Consider the following 17718-nt stretch of genomic DNA (forward strand, 5'->3'; position numbering starts at 1 on the left):
GGATGTCAGGTAAACGACGCCGGGAGAGTTCGTCGCCGCATGGCAGGGCTAGCCACCTCCCCCCTGTAGACCGGCCCGACCAGGGTAACGATCGTTGCGGATATCCTGGTCCTGCTGTATTTTAGCAATTACTTACATGAATGTATGCCGCTGTCGCGACGGCATTCTGTCTTCCCTGTCTCGACAGATCGCATGCTCTTCTCTCATCCGCGATCAGCGACTTGCCGGCGCGCGGCCATAGAGCAGAAGCATGGCGACAATCACGACGCCGTAGATGATCTGCCGCCCCGCCTCCGGCATCTGCATGACCGACAGGATCGATTGCAGCAGCGTGATCAGGATCACGCCGGCGACGGTGCCTAAGTAGGAGCCGCGGCCGCCAAGGATCGAAGTGCCGCCCAGCACCACCGCGGCAATCGACGGCAGGAGATAGGCGTCGCCCATCGACTGTGCGGCTTTCGAGGCGTAACCCGCAAGGAGGACGCCCCCGAAGGCCGACAGTCCGCCCGACACGGCAAAGGCGATCATCACCACGCGGCGTGTGTCGACGCCGGAAAGATAGGCGGCACGCTCGCGGTTGCCGATGCCGTAGACGGCGCGGCCGAAGCTGGTGCGGGTCAGCGCGAAAACCATTGCAGCCCCTATCAACGCCCAAATGATCACGGCATTCGGCACCCCCGGGATGGTAAAACCGGTCGCGAGGTAACGCATCGCCGCCGTCGCCGAATCCTGCGGCGAGAATCCGCCCGTATAGACCACCATCAGCCCTTGCGCGACGGCATTGGTGGCTAAAGTGATGATCATCGAGGGAATGCGCAGGTAGGCAACCCCGATGCCGTTGACGATACCGATCGCCACGCCGCAGAGGATGCCGAATGGGATGGCAACAGCAACACCCACCGAACCATAGGCCGCCGCGGCGCAGGCCATCATGGCGCCTGTCGCCACGGCCCACGGCACGGACAGGTCGATCTGCCCGAGCAGGACGACCAGCATCATGCCGGTGGCGATCACGCCGAGAAACGATGCGACCTTCAACTGCTGCAAGAGATATTCCGGCGAGAGAAAACTGCGCGAATAGAGGCTGCCCACCAGAAGCAGCAGCAGGATGCAGGCAAAAGCGGTGACCACCGCGGGGTCGGCGCGGCGGATGAATTTCGGCATGCGGCCGGCGATGCCGCCAAGCGTCGTTTCGCTCACAGGAACCACTCCAGCCGGTTGCGCACCCGAAATAGCGCGAAGGCGCCGAGGCTAACCGCGATCAACAGGATAACGCCCTGGAACAGCGGCTGCCAGAGCGGATCGAAGTCGAAGACGAACAAGAGGTCGCCGATAGTGCGGAAGGCGAGCGCGCCGAAGATCGCGCCGATGGCGCTGCCTTTGCCGCCGAACAGCGACACGCCGCCGAGCACGACGGCTGCGATGGAAAACAGTGTGTAGGCATTGCCGCTGGCATAGGCGGCTTCGCCCGTATAGGTGAAGAAGGTAAGGAACAGGCCACCGATCGCAGCGAGCAGGCCGGCAAGCGTGTATGCAAGGAATTTGCCCCTGCGGATCGGCACACCCGACATATAGGCCGCCGTCTCCGACGAGCCCGCCGCATAGGCCGCGCGGCCGAGTTCGGAGCGGCTGAAGGGCACCCAAACAACGAGTACGACGACGAGCAGCGCCACCAGGCTCGCCGGCACGACGCCGAAGAAGCGCCCGGTCAGGAAATCAGCGAGGCCCTCGTTGACCGAGCCGCCGGGAACCGGCCGCAGCAACAGCGCAAGACCGAAATAGACAGCACCTGTGGCAATCGTCGCCACTATCGGCTGCAGGCGGCCATAGATGACGATGGCGCCGTTGACCGCGCCGCAGAAGAGCCCTGTGCCCAGCACGGCCACCAGGCCAAGCGCGGTTTCGAGCCCGGTGCCGATCACCAGCCAGGAGGCCATGCAATTGGTCAGTGTGAAGATCATGCCGACCGACAGATCGATGCCGGCGGTGATCACTACAAGCGTTTGCGCCATGGCGATGAAGGCGAGCAGTACGCCCTTGTTCGCCGCTGTCTGCACGACATTGGCGGTGAAGCCTGCCGGATGGTTGGCGCTGTAGATGGCGAACATGACGATGAAGATGCCGAAGGCAAGCAGCGTTCCCCGTTGTTCGGCCAGCCAATAGCGCCAATCCCTCACGCGCCCTCTCCTCGTCTCGGCCCGGCGTGCTCGCCATGGATGTTCAGCGCGCTGGCAATCAGCGCGTGTTCGGTGATCTCGGCGCCGACCAGCTCGCGCTTGACGGCGCCGTCATAGAGCACCAGCACGCGGTCGCAGCAGCCGATCAGCTCGTCATAGTCCGTCGAATAGAACAGGATCGCGGCGCCAGCGTCGGCCAGCTTGCGCATCAGCTGGTAGAGCTCCTGCTTCGTGCCGACATCGATGCCGCGCGTCGGGTCGTTGAGCAGGATGATGCGCGGCTGCCGCATCAGCCATTTGGCGATCACCACTTTCTGCTGGTTGCCGCCGGAAAGCGCGCCGACGGGAATGTCGAGGCCCGCTGTCTTGATGGCGAGCAGCCCGACCATGTCGTCGATCAGCCGCTGCTCCGCGCCGCGGTCGATGAAGCCGGCTTTCGACAGCCTATCGAGCGCCGCGAAGGACAGGTTCTCGCGCACCGTCATCGGCAGCATCAGCCCCTCGGTCTTGCGGTCTTCGGGAATCAGCGCCATGCCGATGCGATCATCCCTCGCGGCGGCGGGACTGGCGATCGAAACCGGCTTGCCGTCGACCAGGATCCGACCGGAAAGACCGCGCAGCACGCCGAAGAACGCGAGCAGCAGCTCGCGCTGGCCCTGGCCGTCGAGACCGCCCAGCCCGACGACTTCGCCGGCCTCGATCGACAGAGAGACATTGTCCAGCCGATTGCTCCAGGAAAGGTTTCGCGCTTCCAGCACCGGAGCCGCGCCGGATTGAGGTCGGATCGGCTTCGGCGGGAAGATATGGCTGTATTCGCGGCCGATCATCAGTTCGACAACTTCGTTGTCGCTCTTCGAACCTGCCGCATAGCTGGCGACGTTGCGACCGTTGCGAAACACCGTGCACTGGTCGGCCAGTTCAGCGATCTCGTTCATGCGGTGCGAGATGTAAAGCAGCGCCAGCCCTTCCTCGCGCAGCCGCTTGAGCACGCCGAATATCTTGGCGACATCCGCCGCTGTCAGCGCCGAGGTCGCCTCGTCGAGGATCAGGATGCGCGGCTTCCTGGCGAGCGCCTTGGCGATCTCGACCATCTGCCGGCGCGACAGCGGCAGATCCTTGACCAGCGCCAGCGGATGGATGTCGGAAGCGCCGGCGCGGGCAAGCGCCTCTTCCGCGATGCGCCGCTGCGCCTTGCGGTCGATCATGCCGAAGCGTTTCGGCGGATTGGAGATTACGATGTTATCGGCGACGCGGAGCTCCGGGACGAGCGACAGCTCCTGGAAGATGCAGACAATGCCGGCCTGGTTTGCGGCGGCTGGCGATGCAAATGTCACCTCGCGACCGTCCAGTGTCATTGTACCTTCATCCGGCGCGACAACACCGGCCATGACCTTGATCAGGGTCGATTTGCCGGCGCCGTTTTCGCCGAGGATTGCGTGGATGCTGCCGGCCGTGACCGTAAGGTCGGCCTTTTCCAAGGCCCGAACGCCGCCATAGCGCTTGGATATGCCTTCCATGCGGAAGAGCGGAGCCGCGCCGTCCATCAGCCCTCCCCAGGCCAGTTCGCGATTGGCACCATGCAACCGGCGCCGCGGCTCTCCCGCGGCGCCCGCCTGGTCAGGCTACTTGTTTTCCTTGGTCTGGCCCATGATTTCCTGCGCGGTGAAATTGATGCCGCAGGTCGGGAAGGAATTGCCGACGAAGAAATTGTCGGACTGGTCGGGGAAGAAATCCTGGCCTGCCTTGAAGTTCGGATCCTCGACGATAGCCAGAGGCAGCTTGATCGACTGCGGCACGACATTGCCTTCGAGCGCGGCGATCGCCGTCTTGATCGCAACCGCGACCTGGGCAGGTCCGGTGCCGGCCGAAGAGCATTTCAGCCCATCCGCGGCGTGTGCGGCGCAGAATTTGCGGAAGCCGTTTTCCGTCTCGCCGCCGAACGGCACGAACGGATGCTTGGCGTCGATCATCGCTTGCACGATGCCGGTGTCGCCACCCTGCCCGGTGATGCCGTCGAACGGTCCGCTGGTGGCGATCGCGTCGGCCGTGGCCTTCTGGGCCACGCCGTCATCCCATTTGCCAACGACCTCGGTGACTTCCCATTTCTTGCCCGACCCGTCGAGGACCTCATGGATGCCATTGTGACGGTCGGTGTCGACGGAGGTACCGGCAACGCCGCGCACTTCGAGCACCTTGCCGCCATTCGGCACATGCGAGACCAACCACTTGCCCCACAACTCGCCGAGGCCCTTCTGGTCGACATTGACGTTGATGGCGTCCTTGGTGTCGAGGATGTTGTCGAAGGCGACGAGAATGACGCCGGCTTCCTTGGCGCGCTTGATGACCGGCCCGAAAGCGGTCGGATTCTGGGCGTTGACGACGATCGCATCAAAGCCGGAATCGATGAAGTTGTTGATCGCCGAAATCTGCGCCGGCACATCTTCGCCGGTCGACACCACCTTGAATTCCTTCAACTTCTTGGCAACGTCCGGCTGCGCGGCATAGGCCTTCGCTGTCTGGATCATCTGGATGCGCCATGTGTTGGCGATATAGCCGTTGGCGAGCGCGATGCGGTACGGCCCATCCTTCTTCGGATATTTGAAGAACTGTGTGTCGGCTGCCCAGGGCGCGAAGCAGTCCGGCTCGGCCGACGGCCCTTTGACGATTTCCGGCCCGGCGATCGCCGACGAACTCAGCATGACGAATGCAGTGGCGGCAATGACGCCGCCAACGAGTGACTTGATCATCGGTATTCCTCCCAGTTGCAGTTCTGCTTGTTGAATGTGTTGGCGGTCGGCCGGCACCCTCCTGCCGATCCGATACGCTTGCGAGGTGACTCGCGTCGTCCCTCTTTCCCCCTCCTCCAGGCAGCTCATAAAACTATCATATTATACATAATAAACAAGCATGAGCTGTTGCTTATGTATAATAAACAGACTTCTGTCACTATTTGGATCGCTCGATACAAAAGATGGTAGCGCTACCATGAAGAGCTGTAAACCGGCATTTGCACAGTCGCCTCTGAGTGTTTCAACGGGCGGTGCTCTCGCGGCGTATGAGCTCGAAACCGAGGTCGACGACCCGCTGCTGCGGCCTCCGGCCCGCAATCGCGGCAAGCGCCATCTCCACTGCCCGGCGGCCGATTTCGTAGCGATGCGTGCGAACGCTGGTGACCGACGGGAACGCCGCCTGCATCATGTCGAGGTCGTTGAAGCCGATAATGCCGATCGTGTTCGGCACCGCGATCGCCGCGCGGTGGCATTCGAACAGGACGCCAAGCGCGATATCGTCATTGTTGCAGAAGACGCCGTCGAGCGACGGCATCTTGGCCAGCGCATCGCGCAGGAGCTCGCGGCCGAGCGTCACGCTGGACAATAGCGGCGTGGTGGTCACCAAGCGGCGATCGAACAGGCCGGCCGCCTCCATGGCCGCGCGATATCCGGCAAGGCGTCGCTGCGAGCGCGGATCCATGCGCGCGCCGATGAAGCCGATGCGACGATAGCCCGCTTCGATGAGATGCTCGGTCGCCGTTCGGCCGCCGTCGAAATGCGAGAAGCCGACCAGCATGTCGACCGGATCGGATCCGGTTTCCATCACTTGCACCACCGGGCAGTCGGCCGTCTCCAACAGCTTTCGCGACAGCGGTGTCTGGTCGATGCCGGCAACGATCAGTGCCGCCGGGCGCTGCGGGGCAAACACCTGCAGCAGCCGCTCTTCCTCCAGGCCCGAGTAGTGCGTGTTGCCGAGCTGGATGCGGAAAGGGCTGTCCGACAGGCTGTCATAGATGCCGCGCACCACTTCGGCAAAGACGTTGTTGGTGAGCGACGGCACCAGCACGCCGAAGACCTCCGCGCGCGCCGAGGCCAAGGCCCGCGCATTCGGATCCGGCACATAGCCGAGCTCGTCGACGGCAGCCTGTATCTGCCGTCGCAGATCTTCAGAAACGCGCCCAGGCTCGCGCAGAGCGCGCGACACCGTGATCGCGCCGACGCCGGCCTTGCGCGCCACGTCGGCGATGGTTGGGCGGCCACCGCCGCGCCGCGAGCGCGGCCTTGTCACCGCCTTGCCCTCGCACGTTCGGCGCGCGGCCGTGGAAAGAGGATCGCTTGTCATTGCGCCACCCGGCCCGTTCTGCCTCGGCCTGGGGTCGCGCACGTGTCCGCCATTGTCAAGCTGTCAGGCCGCAGCCGTCGCGCTACGGGTGACCTTCCACCGAAGCAGCGCGATCGCCGCGAGATTGACCAGGTTCCAGGCGATGCCGTTGAGGAACGCGGCGGCGTAGGAGCCGGTGAGATCGTAGATCCAGCCCGACATCCAGCCGCCGACCGCCATGCCGAAGATCGTCGCCATCAAGACGATGCCGACCCGCTGGCCGGCTTCCTTGGCCGGCATGTAGTCGCGCACGATGATCGCATAGCAGGGCACGATGCCGCCTTGCGACAGGCCGAATACCAGCGAGACCACGTAGAGCGAGGCCAGCCCGTCGAAGGGAATGTAGAACAACAGCGACAGGCATTGCAGCGCCGAGCCGATGATCAAGGTTTTCACGGCGCCGATGCGATCGGCGAGGAAGCCTGAACCAATCCGGCTGACAACGCCCGCAGCCAGCATGATCGACAGCATATCGGCGCCGCGCGCGACGCCGTAGCCGAGATCCATGCAATAGGCGACGATATGCACCTGCGGCATCGACATCGCCATGCAGCAGCCGAAGCCGGCAATGACCAGCAGCATCTGCAGCGCCGCCGGCGACAGCGAGATCGGCTGTACCGGCCGGCTCCCCGGCGAGCCTTGGGCGGCTTCGCGCGGCGCACCGCGCCGCAGCATCAGCACCAGCGGCACCATGGTGGCGAGGCAGAAGATGCCGATCGCGGCATAGGTGAAGCGCCAGCCTTCGCCTTGCATGACATAAGGCATCGCCGTCGGCCAGACTGCCCCGGCAAGGTAGCTGCCGGATGCAGCCGCCGTCACCGCGACGCCGCGGCGGCGGTTGAACCAGTGCGAGATGTCGGCGATCAACGGGCCGAAGATCGCCGATGTGCCGAGACCGATCAGGAGCCCCTGGACAAGGGTGAATGCAAGGATCGAAGTGGTCAGCGAGGCAAGCAGGAAGCCTGCGCCGAGCGCCATCGCCGAGACGAGCGCCGGGATCCAGTAGCCCATGCGGTCGATGGCGCGTCCGATCAGCACATTGCCGGCGGCGAAGCCGACCATAGTCGCGGTATAGGGCATCGAAGCCGCGGCCCGGTCGACGCCGAACTCGGCCTGCACGGCGGGCAGAACAACGACCACCGCCCACATGCCGGCGCCGCCGATCGTCGACAAGAGCATCGAGATGCCGAGCCGCGTCCATGCGTAGGCGCTGTCGATGCCGGGGCCACCTGCCCGGCTGGAGACGGTTGTCGTCACGGCGTTTCCTGTTGCGCTTCTTTGTGATCGGGCGGTCTTGCCCAGTATCGGCGCATTTCCTGCGCCGAGCAGCGCCACAAGGGACAATTCGTGGCTCCAGCAATCGGGAACCGGTCATGTCGCCCAGAGTTGTGCCCCAGGGGGAGTTGTGCCCCAAAGGAGTTGTGCCCAAGGAAGGAGTTTCGCCATGACCGCCAGGAAAAAATGGTCTGCCGAAGTGACCGAGCACAGCGATGCGCTGGATCTCGAGGAGCACGTCTTCGAATCCGACGATGCCAAGAAGATCGCCGCCTCGTTGAAGCGCTCGGCCGAGCACAGCCATCGCCGTAAGGCGGAGCCGTTCCAATCCGCGATGTCGATGCTGAATTTCTACATCAACCGCGCCGGCAGGAACCTGCCGGAATCGCGAAAGCGAGTTCTGGAAAAGGCGAAAGACGAGTTGCGCGCCGCCTTCGGGCGCGAGAGAGAAGGCTAAGGCTCATTGAAGTCAGATCAGGCCGGTATCACCTGAATATCAGCAGGCCTCAGCGCGAGCGGATGACGTCGTCTGTATTGGCGAGCAGCTTGCGTACGGCGTTGCGCGCCGCATCCGGCCGCTGCAGCCGGATATTCCTCTCGATCGCTTCGTGCAGTTTCTGGGCGTGCTGCAAATCGTCCAGCTCGCGGGTCGTATAGGCGAAAAGATGGTCGAAGGCGGACTCGATCAGGACGCCCAGCGGCACCAGGAGGTCGTTGCCCGAGGCCCGGAGGATGGCGAGGTGGAAGCGCGTGTCGGCGCGGGTGCGCTCCTGCAGGTTGGTCGCCTCGCCCATCTCCCGGCAGGCCTGGCTGATCTCGGCCATCTGCTCGTCGGTGCGCCGCATTGCGGCAAAAGCCGTCGCCTCCGGCTCGATGATATGGCGGAACTCCTGCACCGTCCTCAGGAAGACCTCGCGATCCGGCGACGTCGCGTACCAGGCGAGCACGTCGCGGTCGAGGAGGTTCCAGCGCTCCTTCGGCTCCACCCAGCTGCCGATCTTGGGCCGCGATGCCAGAAGGCTCTTGGCCATCAGCATCTTGATCGCCTCGCGCACCGCCGAGCGGCTGACGTCGAAGGTCTCCGACCATTTCGCTTCGTTGGGCAGGATGGTGCCCGGCGGATAGTCGCCGCGCACGATCCGAAGGCCGATTTCGCTCGCCAGCGACGCGTGCACGCTGGAGCCAGGGATGCGCGGCGCATCGGGCCGCCGAACGCCCGCCGGACGTTCGGCGGATGCCGATTTCGTCGGCGGCCTTTTTTCGTTATTCGGCTTTGCGTCCCGCATATATCCAGAAAGTCCGGTTTTCAGAAGCTGTCAAGCACGGCAAGCTAGCTTTGCCGCAACGCGCCTGGATGTGCACAGCTCAACCTGTGTTTGGCGCCCCTCACGCAGTTTTGACGTATTTGCGCCAGCTATGTTCGGGGCGGAAGCCGAGCACCTCCCGAGCCTTGCGGTTCGACAGCAGCGTCTCGAATTCACCGAGCTCGGCTTTGACCGGCACGCCTTGATAGAAGCGCTTCAAGAGCTCGGCCGTCGGCAGATCGGACGAGGTGTCGTCATTGGCGGCGTTGAACACCTGATAGCCCAGCCCATCCTTCTCGATGGCGCGCAACGTGATCTGGCCGAGATCGCGGGCGTCGATATAGCTCCAGGCGATGCGCTTGCGGAAACCCGGATCGGCGAACCATTTCGGGAACAGCGCATATTCATGCGGCTCGATAACATTGCCGATGCGCAGCGCATAGATGTCGAAGCCGCTGCGCAGCGCAAAGGCGCGCGCCGTCTTTTCGTTGACGATTTTCGACAACGCATAGCTGTCCATCGGATCGACATCATAGTCCTCATCGAGCGGAAAATGCATCGGATTGCGCGGCTCGTTGGCGAAGACCAGGCCGTAGGTCGTCTCGCTGGAGGCGATGATCACCTTGCGGATGCCGAGCTTCACCGCCGCCTCGATGACATTGTAGGTGCCCATCGCATTGATGCGGAACACCTCGTTGTCGGGCGTGATCATGATGCGCGGGATGGCGGCGAAATGCACCACGGCATCGACCGGCTGCGCCCGCAGCGACGGGTCGAATTCATGCAGTCCCGCATAGCTCGATAGCGCGTTGAACACCTGGCCGCTGTCGGTGATGTCGGTGATCAGCGTGCGCACCTTCGGGTTGTCGAGCGGCTTGGTGTCGATGTTGAGCACCTGGCAGCCATGCTCGACCAGATACTGAACAACATGGCGGCCGGCCTTGCCGCTGCCGCCGGTGAACATGATCCGCTTCGTCATTTTGCTCTCCACATTGCTCGGGAACTATGTGTATTGTCAGACAATATGGCATTCCACAATCGCCTGCCAACCGCGATCCGCGAAAACCTTTTCCAGCATCGGCCACCGGCGGGCCGCGCCGGCGCCGATCATCAACAAAGACAGGGACGAAACGACATGACCACCACCGCTGCCCGCGAAAACATCGGTTTCATCGGTCTCGGCCTGATGGGCCACGGCATCGCCAAGAACATCGTCGACAAGGGCTACCCGCTCACCTTCCTTGGCCGCAAGAACCGCAAGCCGGCGGAAGACCTGATCGGCCGCGGCGCGGAGGAGGCATCGACGTCTCGTGAGGTGGCGGCCGCCTCCGACATCGTCTTCATCTGCGTCACCGGCTCACGCGAGGTGGAGGCGATCATCCGGGGACCTAGCGGGCTGAAGGAAGGTTTGAGGAAAGGCTCGGTCGTCGTCGACTGCTCGACATCCGATCCGGTCTCAACCATGGCGCTCGCCGCCGAGCTCGAGGCGCTCGGTGTCGATTATGTCGACGCGCCGCTCAGCCGCACGCCGAAGGAGGCCTGGGAAGGCACGCTCGACGCCATGGTCGGCGCGCCCGACGCGGTTTTCGCCAGGCTGAAGCCGGTGATCGAGACCTGGGCCGGCCGCATCGTCCATATCGGCGGCACCGGCGATGGCCACCGCATGAAATTGCTCAACAATTTCATCTCGCTGGGCTACGCGGCGATCTATTCGGAGGCGCTGGCGCTGGCTGAGAAGGTCGGAATCTCGCCGCCGCGCTTCGACAGCGTGATCCGCAATGGCCGCATGGATTGCGGCTTCTACCAGACCTTCATGCGCTGGACGCTTGATGGCGACCGCGACGCCCACAAATTCTCCGTCGCCAATGCGTTCAAGGATTTGACCTATCTGGAATCGATGGCGGGCGCTGCCGGCATTGCCAACCCGCTCGGCAACGCCACCAAGAACTCGTTCGCGACTGCCTTCGCCGCGGGGCCGGCCGAGCAGTATGTGCCGATGCTGGCCACCCATATCGGCAAGCTCAACGGCGTCGACCTGATGCCGTCGAAGGATGGCGTGAAGCAGAAGATCTGACAGCCGCGGCGCAAGCTTTCTCAGCGCCGCGAAAGCTTGATCACCTCGTCGGTGTTGGCGAGGAGCCTATGCACGGCGCTTCTGGCGGCGGCCGGGCGCTGGAGGCGAATGTTCTTCTCTATCGCCTCGTGCAGGGACTGGGCCCGGCGCTGATCGCTGTGCTCGCGCGTGACGAAGACGAAGAGATGGTCGAGCGCCGATTCGATCAGCACGCCGAGCGGCACCAGGAGATCGTTGCCCGAAGCTCTCAGGATGGCGAGATGGAAGCGTGTGTCGGCGCGGGTTCGCTCCTGCAGGTTGGTGGCTTGGCCCATCTCCCGGCAGGCCTGGCTGATCTCGGCCATCTGCTCCTCGCTCCGCCGCAAGGCGGCGAAGGCGCTGGCTTCCGGCTCGATGATGTGACGGAATTCCTGCACGGTCTTGAGGAAAACCTCGCGATCGGGCGCGGTGGCGTACCAGGCAAGCACGTCGCGGTCGAGCAGGTTCCAGCGTTCCTTCGGCTCGACCCAGCTGCCGATCTTCGGGCGTGAGGCCAACAGGCTTTTCGCCATCAGCATCTTGATCGCCTCGCGCACCGCCGAGCGGCTGACGTTGAAGGTTTCCGACCATTTGGCTTCGTTGGGCAGGATGGTTCCAGGCGGATAATCCCCGCGCACGATCCGCAGCCCGATTTCGCCGGCCAGCGAGGTATGGACGCTTGAACCTGGAACCCATGCCATGTCAGGCCGGCGAACGGTAGCGGCCGGGCTGGCGGCTGGCGCCCCTACCCTGGCGGATCGCTTCCTTGCTTTCTCGTCCGACATCGACGTTCCAATGTGGCGGCAAACTGCGCGAGGAACCGCCTGTTGCTTTCGTGCCCGTCGGTCGCTTCGCCGAAAATGCACGCCATGGGCGCGTCAAAGCCGGAGCCTCACGCCCCGACAATGCTTGCTTCGCCCATTGTCTTGAACCGATGAGGCGGGGCGCCCGTTGGCAGGCGCCCCGAGATCGAAGCTTACTTCTGGATGCAGGTGTCGACCGTGTCCTTGGTGCATTCGTCAAGGCCGGTGAAGACCGGATCGTCGACCTTCTTGCCTTCGATCAGGTCAATCATCACCGACGGTGCCTTGTAGCCCATCTCGAACGGCCGTTGACCGACCAGTGCAGTCACAAGGCCATCCTTGGCGATCGCCACCTCGTCGCCGATCGTATCGGCGGCGCCGATGACGAATTCATTCTTGGCGATCTTGTCGGCCATCGGCTTGAACAGGTCGCGGTAGGGCTGCGGCGCGCCGAACAGCGGCCAACCACCCTCGATTGCGAAGGCATCGAGTTTGGGATTGGCGGCAAGGATGTCGGTCATCGCCTGCACGCCCTTGGCGCCGTCGTCGTTGGTGAACACCGGGCACCCCGCCACCTCGGTCCAGCCACCTTCGCCGGCCAGCGCCGCAAGGCCTTCCTTGCCGCTGAGCGCATCGCGCGTGCCTTGGGCGCGGCGCAGGATGTTGTCGGCTGCGGGGTTGCCTTCGATCAGGCAGACCGTGCCGCCGTTCGGCTTGGCCTTCTTGATGTACTCACCGATCTTCTTGCCCATCAGATAGTTGTCGGTGCCGAGATAGGTCTTGCGCAGCGCTGCATCTTCCTTGGCTAGGTCGGCGTCGACGGTCATGATCGGGATCGACGGATTGGCGCTCTTGATCGTCTGCGCGATCAGCGGCGCGTTCGACGGTGAGATCGCCATTGCGGCCGTATCCGGCTTGCTCAGCATGTCCTGCACGATCTGGGCTTCGCCGGCCTCGTCTGAGGTCGATGCCGGACCGGTGTAGAAGCATTCATATTCGGAGCTGGCATTCTCCTTGTTCCACTTCTCGCAGCCCTGGTGGATGGCTTCGAAGAACGGGTTGTCGAGACCCTTCACGACAATGACGACCTGTTTCTTGGCCAAAGCCGGCCCGGCGCCCAACGCCATGGCGGCGACGGCGGCGAGCAAAAGTGATTTCCTCATATCAGTCCTCCCTTGAAAACAGACGGACACGACGTGCCCGCCACACCGATCGGCCCGAATGAAAGGGACACGGGAATTGCCTCGAACGTCCGTGTCTCAAGCCGGGGCCGATAAGCATTTGCCGATCCGTTCCAGGTCGAATGGACGCTGGCGTTACCGGATCAAATCCCCTGCCCGCCGCTTCCGCCGACCGGCGATTTGCGCGGGCAGGTTCTTCCTCCGACGCTAGCTAATATCGGCTCGCAGCCGACGTCAATTCCTATTTGTCCTACAAAACCGATTTTTCGACGAGTTCCGAAATTAATCGCCCGACAATTGATTGACGCCCATGTCCGCATTTGCCTAAATGAGTCTATCGCACCTGCTCTGGAGGAGCTGGAGGCGCGAGACCCATGCGGCGCCGGCAACCATGGCAGGGCCGTCGCGGGGCGAAAAAGGGGAGGCTTAAGGCTGGTGTCGGTTCTCGAACTCGCCAACATCTCGAAGCATTTCGGCGCCATCCAGGCGGTGAACGACGTCTCGTTCACGCTGGAGGCCGGCGAAGTCGTTGGCCTGATGGGCGACAACGGCGCCGGCAAGTCGACGCTGGTCAAGATGATTGCCGGCAATTTCCGCCCGAGTCACGGCACCATGCGCATGGACGACAAGGAGCTGATCCTTCACAAACCGGTGGAAGCCCGCCAGCACGGCATCGAGATCGTCCACCAGGACCTGGCGCTGTGCAACAACCTCACGGCGGCGGCAAACGTCTATCTCGGGCGCGAGCTGCGTCGCGGCGTCGGCCCTTTCCGCATTCTCGACTATGCCGCCATGTACAAGCGTGCCGGCCAGATCTTCGCCGAGCTGAAATCCGAGACCCGGCCGCGCGACCTCGTCAAGCAGATGTCGGGCGGCCAGCGCCAGGCGGTGGCCATTGCCCGCACCATGCTGTCGCAGGCCAAGATCGTGCTGATGGACGAGCCGACCGCGGCGATCTCGGTCAGGCAGGTCGCCGAAGTGCTGAATCTGATCCGCCATCTGCGCGACCAGGGCATCGCCGTCGTGCTGATCAGCCACCGCATGCCCGACGTCTTCGACGTCGCCGACCGCGTCATCGTCATGCGGCGCGGCAGGAAGGTCGCCGACAAGAAGATCGCCTCGAGCTCGCCCGAGGAAGTCACCGGGCTGATCACCGGCGCCATCGAGCAAGTGGCATGAAAGCACTGGAATTCTTGACGTTTGGCGCCTTCACCGCCGGCAGGAAAGGTCGATAATGGCAGTCACCCTTGACCAGACGATCGCGCAGAAGCAGCACACTTTCGTGTCGCGCGTGCTGTCCAGCCAGACCTTCTGGGTGGTGATCGCGGTCATCCTCGCCTGTCTGTTCCTGTCCTTCGCCACTGATGCCTTCGCCACGCAGAAGAACCTTTACAACATCACCCGCAACATCACCTTCGTCGCCATCGTCGCGCTTGGTATGACCTTCGTCATCATCACCGGCGGCATCGACCTGTCGGTCGGCTCGGTGTTGTGCCTGTGCTCGATGGTGCTGGCCGTCACCATGCACGCCGGCTATTCGATCGAGGTCGGCATCCTGGCGTCGATCGCCACCGCGCTTGCCATCGGCGCCTTCAACGGCGTGCTCATCGCCTATCTCGGCTTCCCGCCTTTCGTGGTGACGCTCGGCATGCTGTCGGTCGCCCGCAGCCTCGCCATGGTCGCCTCCAACAACACCGTCGTCTTCCAGTTCGGACCCGATCACGACAAGCTTCTGGCGCTGGGCGGCGGCGCCTGGGTGTTCGGCATCGCTAATCCGGTGCTGTACATGATCCTTCTGGCGCTGATCACCGGCTTCATCCTGCGCTGGACCAAGTTCGGCCGGCACATCTTCGCCATCGGCGGCAACGAGCATGCGGCGACGCTGACCGGTGTTCCGGTGCGCCAGATCAAGGTCGCGGTCTACATGATCTCGGCGCTCTCGGCCGGTGTCGCCGGCATCATCCAGACCGGCTGGCTGGGTGCCGTCACCACCAATCTCGGCACCGGCATGGAGCTGCAGGTGATCGCCGCCACCGTCATCGGCGGCGCCAATCTCGCCGGCGGTGTCGGCACGGCCTTCGGCGCCATCGTCGGCGCCGCCCTGATCGAGGTGATCCGCAACAGTCTTGGCCTGCTCGGCATCAACGCCTTCTGGCAAGGCACTTTCATCGGCGGCGCCATTCTGCTCGCCGTGCTGTTCGACCGCATCCGCAACTTCCGGCGCAGCGACTAGCTTTCACCTTCTCCCCCAGGGTCCCTGGGGGAGAAGGTGGCCTCGCGCAGCGAGGTCGGATGAGGGGTGTTCCAGAGACCACCAGCGCCTCGTTTCTTCCAGCCTATCGCTCAGTCTGAAAATCCGCCCAGGCGCTTTGAACGCAAGTTCCGCCGCGTCTGCCTGCCTTGACGCCGCCACACCCCGGTCGCACAATCCCCGGGCAGGCGAAGGGAGGCCAGTCGCCTGGGGGAGGAAATATACCCATGACGGACGCGATCAGGCTCTATTGGGGCCGGTTCGGACATGTCTCTGTCCTGAATGTCGCCAACGACTTCGTCACCCATGCCCATGGCGAGGCGCATCTCATCATCTGGCTGGAAGGCACGGCCGGCGAAATGACGATCGGCCGCGAGACGGTGCCGCTGGGACCGGAGACCGCCGCCGGCATCAACTCCTTTCAACCGCACAGCCACGCGCTTTCGCGCGACGGCAAGCCCGGCCTTTTCCTTGCCTTCTATATCGATCCCGACTGGGCGCGGCGGCGCCGTGATCTGCCGCCCTCCGCGCCGCTGTTTGCGCAGGCGGCAATAACGCTGGAGCCGTGGTTGCATCAGGCGGCGGCGAACCTGCTCGATCACCTGACCGACAACGAAAGCATCGACGACGTCGCCAACTATGAGATCGAGCGCTTCATCGACAGCGTGCTCGACGCCGCCGATGCCTCGGCGCCGCAGGCGGCGCGCGCTCGCATCAACACGATGCTGGATTTCCGCGTCCGCAAGGCGATCCAGCTGATGAAGGCCAACGTCTGCGAGCGGATCTCCTTCGACGACGTGGCGCGCAGCGTCGGCCTGTCCCGGCCGCATTTCTTCGCGCTGTTCAAGGAACAGACCAACCTGACCCCGAACGTCTACTGGAACACGCTGCGCATGGAGGAAGCCGTGCGCCAGCTGCAATGGTCGCAAGAGCCGCTGATCTCGGTCGCCTGCAATCTCGGCTTCACCACCCAGGGCAATTTCTCGCGCTTCTTCCGCGATCATGTCGGCGTGCCGCCGACGCTCTACCGCGAAGCGGCGCGGGCAATGTCCTGAGCCGCCGAGAATCAGACTGATTGATAGGCGCGCAAGACGCGTTGATAAGCGCCGCCCCGCCCGCCGCCCTAGCCTCCTTCCCATCTTTGGGAAGGGAACGAGCATATGGCGAAAGTCACTATCTCCAGCGTCATCGACGCGCCGGTCGAGCAGGTCTGGGCGCGCATCCGCGACTTCAACGGCCTGCCTGGCTGGCATCCGCGCATGGTGGAAAGCCACATCGAGGACGGCAAGGACGCCGCTACCATCGGCTGCGTGCGCAACTTCAAGCTAGTCAGCGGGGCCCGGCTGCGCGAAAAGCTGCTCGACTTCTCCGACGAGAATTTCCTGGTCAGCTATTCGATCCTCGAGACCCCGCAGCCGATCACCAACCACAAGGCGACGCTGCAATTGCGCCGCGTCACCGACGGCAACCGCACCTATGCCGAATGGAGCGCGAGCTTCGACGCAGCCCCCGAGGAAGCCGAGAAGCTCGCCGAGGGCATGGGCGCCAATGTCTTCCAGGGCGGCTTCAATGCCCTGAAGAGCCATTTCGCCGGCAACAGCTAGATCGGGGAGCGCGCCATGTCGCTTGCGCTGCAGACCTTCTCCTCCGTCAAAGACGCCAATGCGGCGCTCCAGGCGGCGGGCACGCGCTATCTCGGCGGCGGCACGCTGGTCGTTCGCGCCGCCAACGAGGGCGACGTTTCCGTTTCCAGCCTTATCCGCGTGACCGAGCCTACCCTGTCGGCAATCAGTGTTTCCGGCGGTAAGGTAAGGCTCGGCGCCTCGGTCACCATGGCCGCGATCGCCCGCCATCCCGAGCTTGCCACGCTCGCGCCGGCCGCGCGCGCCGTCGGCGGGCCGGCGATCCGCAACATGGCGACCGTCGGCGGCAACCTGTTCGCCCCCGCCCCTTACGGCGACTTCACGGTTGCGCTGCTGGCGCTGGATGCCAGCGTTGCCGCCGAGGCCGGCGAAATGCCGATCGAGACTTTCCTGGCGGGCCGCGACACCAGCCGCGCCGTCGTCACCGCTGTCAGCTTTTCGTTGCCCAAGGCGGAGAGCTTCCGCTTCCTCAAAGTATCGCGGGTCAAGCCGAAAGGCGTCTCGGTGCTGAGCATCGCGGCACACCTGCAGTTCGCCACCGACGGCACTGTGACGTCCGCCCGCATCGCGCTCGGATGCATGGCCGACCGGCCGATACGGGCCAAGGCGGCGGAGGAGGCGTTGCTCGGATGCAAGCTCACTTCCGAGGAGATTGCACCGGCGCTTGCCGCGGCGGCTGAAGGAATCTCGCCGATCACCGATCCGATTGCCAGCGCTTGGTATCGCGCGGAGGTCCTGCCGGTCCATCTCGGTCGGCTGCTGCTCGGTTAATGCTTGTCGCCCAAAGCGAGCAGCGGTTTTGGGGATAACGACAAGCACGAAAAAAAGTCCGTGGGGGAC

At 63.8% G+C, this 17718-nt stretch carries 17 protein-coding genes; 7 read left to right on the forward strand and 10 right to left on the reverse strand.

Translation table 11 applies throughout. From position 1 onward, the window contains the following. Positions 1–213: 213 nt before the first annotated feature. The 6 genes from AU465_RS01560 to AU465_RS01585 all read right to left on the reverse strand — a co-directional run bounded on the left by AU465_RS01560 (position 214) and on the right by AU465_RS01585 (position 7586). Positions 214–1200, reverse strand: coding sequence for an ABC transporter permease (locus AU465_RS01560; protein ID WP_192243346.1), 987 nt, complete (start codon positions 1198–1200; stop codon positions 214–216). Further along, the gene (locus AU465_RS01565; protein ID WP_192243348.1) at positions 1197–2177 is read right to left on the reverse strand and encodes an ABC transporter permease; all 981 of its coding nucleotides are present in this window, start codon (positions 2175–2177) and stop codon (positions 1197–1199) included. Before AU465_RS01565 ends, AU465_RS01560 begins: the two co-directional genes overlap by 4 nt. Next, complete coding sequence (locus tag AU465_RS01570; RefSeq protein ID WP_192243350.1) at positions 2174–3721, reverse strand: sugar ABC transporter ATP-binding protein; 1548 nt, start codon at positions 3719–3721, stop codon at positions 2174–2176. Before AU465_RS01570 ends, AU465_RS01565 begins: the two co-directional genes overlap by 4 nt. 78 nt (positions 3722–3799) lie before the next feature. Next, complete coding sequence (locus AU465_RS01575; RefSeq protein WP_192243352.1) at positions 3800–4924, reverse strand: sugar ABC transporter substrate-binding protein; 1125 nt, start codon at positions 4922–4924, stop codon at positions 3800–3802. 283 nt (positions 4925–5207) lie between these two features. Beyond that, entirely contained in the window at positions 5208–6290 is a 1083-nt protein-coding gene (gntR, locus tag AU465_RS01580) for an HTH-type transcriptional regulator GntR (protein WP_210324946.1), read from the reverse strand. Between the two features lie 63 nt (positions 6291–6353). Continuing rightward, on the reverse strand, positions 6354–7586 hold the full coding sequence (locus AU465_RS01585; protein ID WP_192243354.1) for an MFS transporter: 1233 nt from the start codon (positions 7584–7586) through the stop codon (positions 6354–6356). A 187-nt stretch (positions 7587–7773) separates the two neighbouring features. Here AU465_RS01585 and AU465_RS01590 point away from each other — a divergent pair, with 187 nt between their 5' ends. Next, the gene (locus tag AU465_RS01590) at positions 7774–8061 is read left to right on the forward strand and encodes a DUF3175 domain-containing protein (RefSeq protein ID WP_192243356.1); all 288 of its coding nucleotides are present in this window, start codon (positions 7774–7776) and stop codon (positions 8059–8061) included. Positions 8062–8110: 49 nt separating this feature from the next. On the opposite strand, the gene AU465_RS01595 is transcribed toward AU465_RS01590, so the two are convergent. Continuing rightward, complete coding sequence (locus tag AU465_RS01595; RefSeq protein WP_192243358.1) at positions 8111–8890, reverse strand: FadR/GntR family transcriptional regulator; 780 nt, start codon at positions 8888–8890, stop codon at positions 8111–8113. A gap of 100 nt (positions 8891–8990) precedes the next feature. Next, complete coding sequence (locus tag AU465_RS01600; protein ID WP_192243360.1) at positions 8991–9887, reverse strand: NAD-dependent epimerase/dehydratase family protein; 897 nt, start codon at positions 9885–9887, stop codon at positions 8991–8993. A 45-nt stretch (positions 9888–9932) separates the two neighbouring features. Here AU465_RS01600 and AU465_RS01605 point away from each other — a divergent pair, with 45 nt between their 5' ends. Continuing rightward, positions 9933–10982, forward strand: coding sequence for an NAD(P)-dependent oxidoreductase (locus AU465_RS01605; protein WP_376774802.1), 1050 nt, complete (start codon positions 9933–9935; stop codon positions 10980–10982). Between the two features lie 20 nt (positions 10983–11002). Here the strand turns inward: AU465_RS01605 and AU465_RS01610 are convergent, their stop codons facing one another. After that, on the reverse strand, positions 11003–11785 hold the full coding sequence (locus tag AU465_RS01610; protein WP_192243364.1) for a FadR/GntR family transcriptional regulator: 783 nt from the start codon (positions 11783–11785) through the stop codon (positions 11003–11005). Between the two features lie 191 nt (positions 11786–11976). Continuing rightward, positions 11977–12966: a sugar-binding protein gene (locus AU465_RS01615; RefSeq protein ID WP_192243366.1), complete on the reverse strand. Its 990-nt coding sequence runs from the start codon at positions 12964–12966 to the stop codon at positions 11977–11979. Positions 12967–13419: 453 nt separating this feature from the next. Here AU465_RS01615 and AU465_RS01620 point away from each other — a divergent pair, with 453 nt between their 5' ends. From AU465_RS01620 to AU465_RS01640, 5 genes are all read left to right on the forward strand, one after another. Then, a complete protein-coding gene (locus AU465_RS01620; protein ID WP_192243368.1) occupies positions 13420–14163 on the forward strand; it encodes an ATP-binding cassette domain-containing protein in 744 nt (247 codons plus the stop codon). 55 nt (positions 14164–14218) lie between these two features. Continuing rightward, positions 14219–15217 (forward strand): ABC transporter permease, encoded by a 999-nt coding sequence (locus AU465_RS01625; RefSeq protein WP_192243370.1) that lies wholly within the window; start codon positions 14219–14221, stop codon positions 15215–15217. A gap of 245 nt (positions 15218–15462) precedes the next feature. Beyond that, complete coding sequence (locus tag AU465_RS01630) at positions 15463–16290, forward strand: AraC family transcriptional regulator (protein WP_192243372.1); 828 nt, start codon at positions 15463–15465, stop codon at positions 16288–16290. A gap of 105 nt (positions 16291–16395) precedes the next feature. Next, the gene (locus tag AU465_RS01635) at positions 16396–16839 is read left to right on the forward strand and encodes an SRPBCC family protein (protein ID WP_192243374.1); all 444 of its coding nucleotides are present in this window, start codon (positions 16396–16398) and stop codon (positions 16837–16839) included. 15 nt (positions 16840–16854) lie between these two features. Then, positions 16855–17649, forward strand: coding sequence for an FAD binding domain-containing protein (locus tag AU465_RS01640; RefSeq protein ID WP_192243377.1), 795 nt, complete (start codon positions 16855–16857; stop codon positions 17647–17649). Positions 17650–17718 lie beyond the last annotated feature (69 nt).

The organism is Mesorhizobium silamurunense (assembly GCF_014843905.1).
GTDB classification, from domain to species: Bacteria; Pseudomonadota; Alphaproteobacteria; order Rhizobiales; family Rhizobiaceae; genus Mesorhizobium; species Mesorhizobium silamurunense.

What these genes read in the sequence shown, in the direction of transcription:
- AU465_RS01600 (WP_192243360.1), bottom strand. Translation starts at nt 9,887, where the DNA reads ATGACGAAGCGGATCATGTTCACCGGCGGCAGCGGCAAGGCCGGCCGC.
- AU465_RS01615 (WP_192243366.1), bottom strand. Translation starts at nt 12,966, where the DNA reads ATGAGGAAATCACTTTTGCTCGCCGCCGTCGCCGCCATGGCGTTGGGC.
- AU465_RS01625 (WP_192243370.1), top strand. Translation starts at nt 14,219, where the DNA reads ATGGCAGTCACCCTTGACCAGACGATCGCGCAGAAGCAGCACACTTTC.
- AU465_RS01595 (WP_192243358.1), bottom strand. Translation starts at nt 8,890, where the DNA reads ATGCGGGACGCAAAGCCGAATAACGAAAAAAGGCCGCCGACGAAATCG.
- AU465_RS01630 (WP_192243372.1), top strand. Translation starts at nt 15,463, where the DNA reads ATGACGGACGCGATCAGGCTCTATTGGGGCCGGTTCGGACATGTCTCT.
- AU465_RS01590 (WP_192243356.1), top strand. Translation starts at nt 7,774, where the DNA reads ATGACCGCCAGGAAAAAATGGTCTGCCGAAGTGACCGAGCACAGCGAT.
- AU465_RS01635 (WP_192243374.1), top strand. Translation starts at nt 16,396, where the DNA reads ATGGCGAAAGTCACTATCTCCAGCGTCATCGACGCGCCGGTCGAGCAG.
- AU465_RS01605 (WP_376774802.1), top strand. Translation starts at nt 9,933, where the DNA reads ATGGCATTCCACAATCGCCTGCCAACCGCGATCCGCGAAAACCTTTTC.
- AU465_RS01640 (WP_192243377.1), top strand. Translation starts at nt 16,855, where the DNA reads ATGTCGCTTGCGCTGCAGACCTTCTCCTCCGTCAAAGACGCCAATGCG.
- gntR (WP_210324946.1), bottom strand. Translation starts at nt 6,290, where the DNA reads ATGACAAGCGATCCTCTTTCCACGGCCGCGCGCCGAACGTGCGAGGGC.
- AU465_RS01575 (WP_192243352.1), bottom strand. Translation starts at nt 4,924, where the DNA reads ATGATCAAGTCACTCGTTGGCGGCGTCATTGCCGCCACTGCATTCGTC.
- AU465_RS01570 (WP_192243350.1), bottom strand. Translation starts at nt 3,721, where the DNA reads ATGGACGGCGCGGCTCCGCTCTTCCGCATGGAAGGCATATCCAAGCGC.
- AU465_RS01610 (WP_192243364.1), bottom strand. Translation starts at nt 11,785, where the DNA reads ATGTCGGACGAGAAAGCAAGGAAGCGATCCGCCAGGGTAGGGGCGCCA.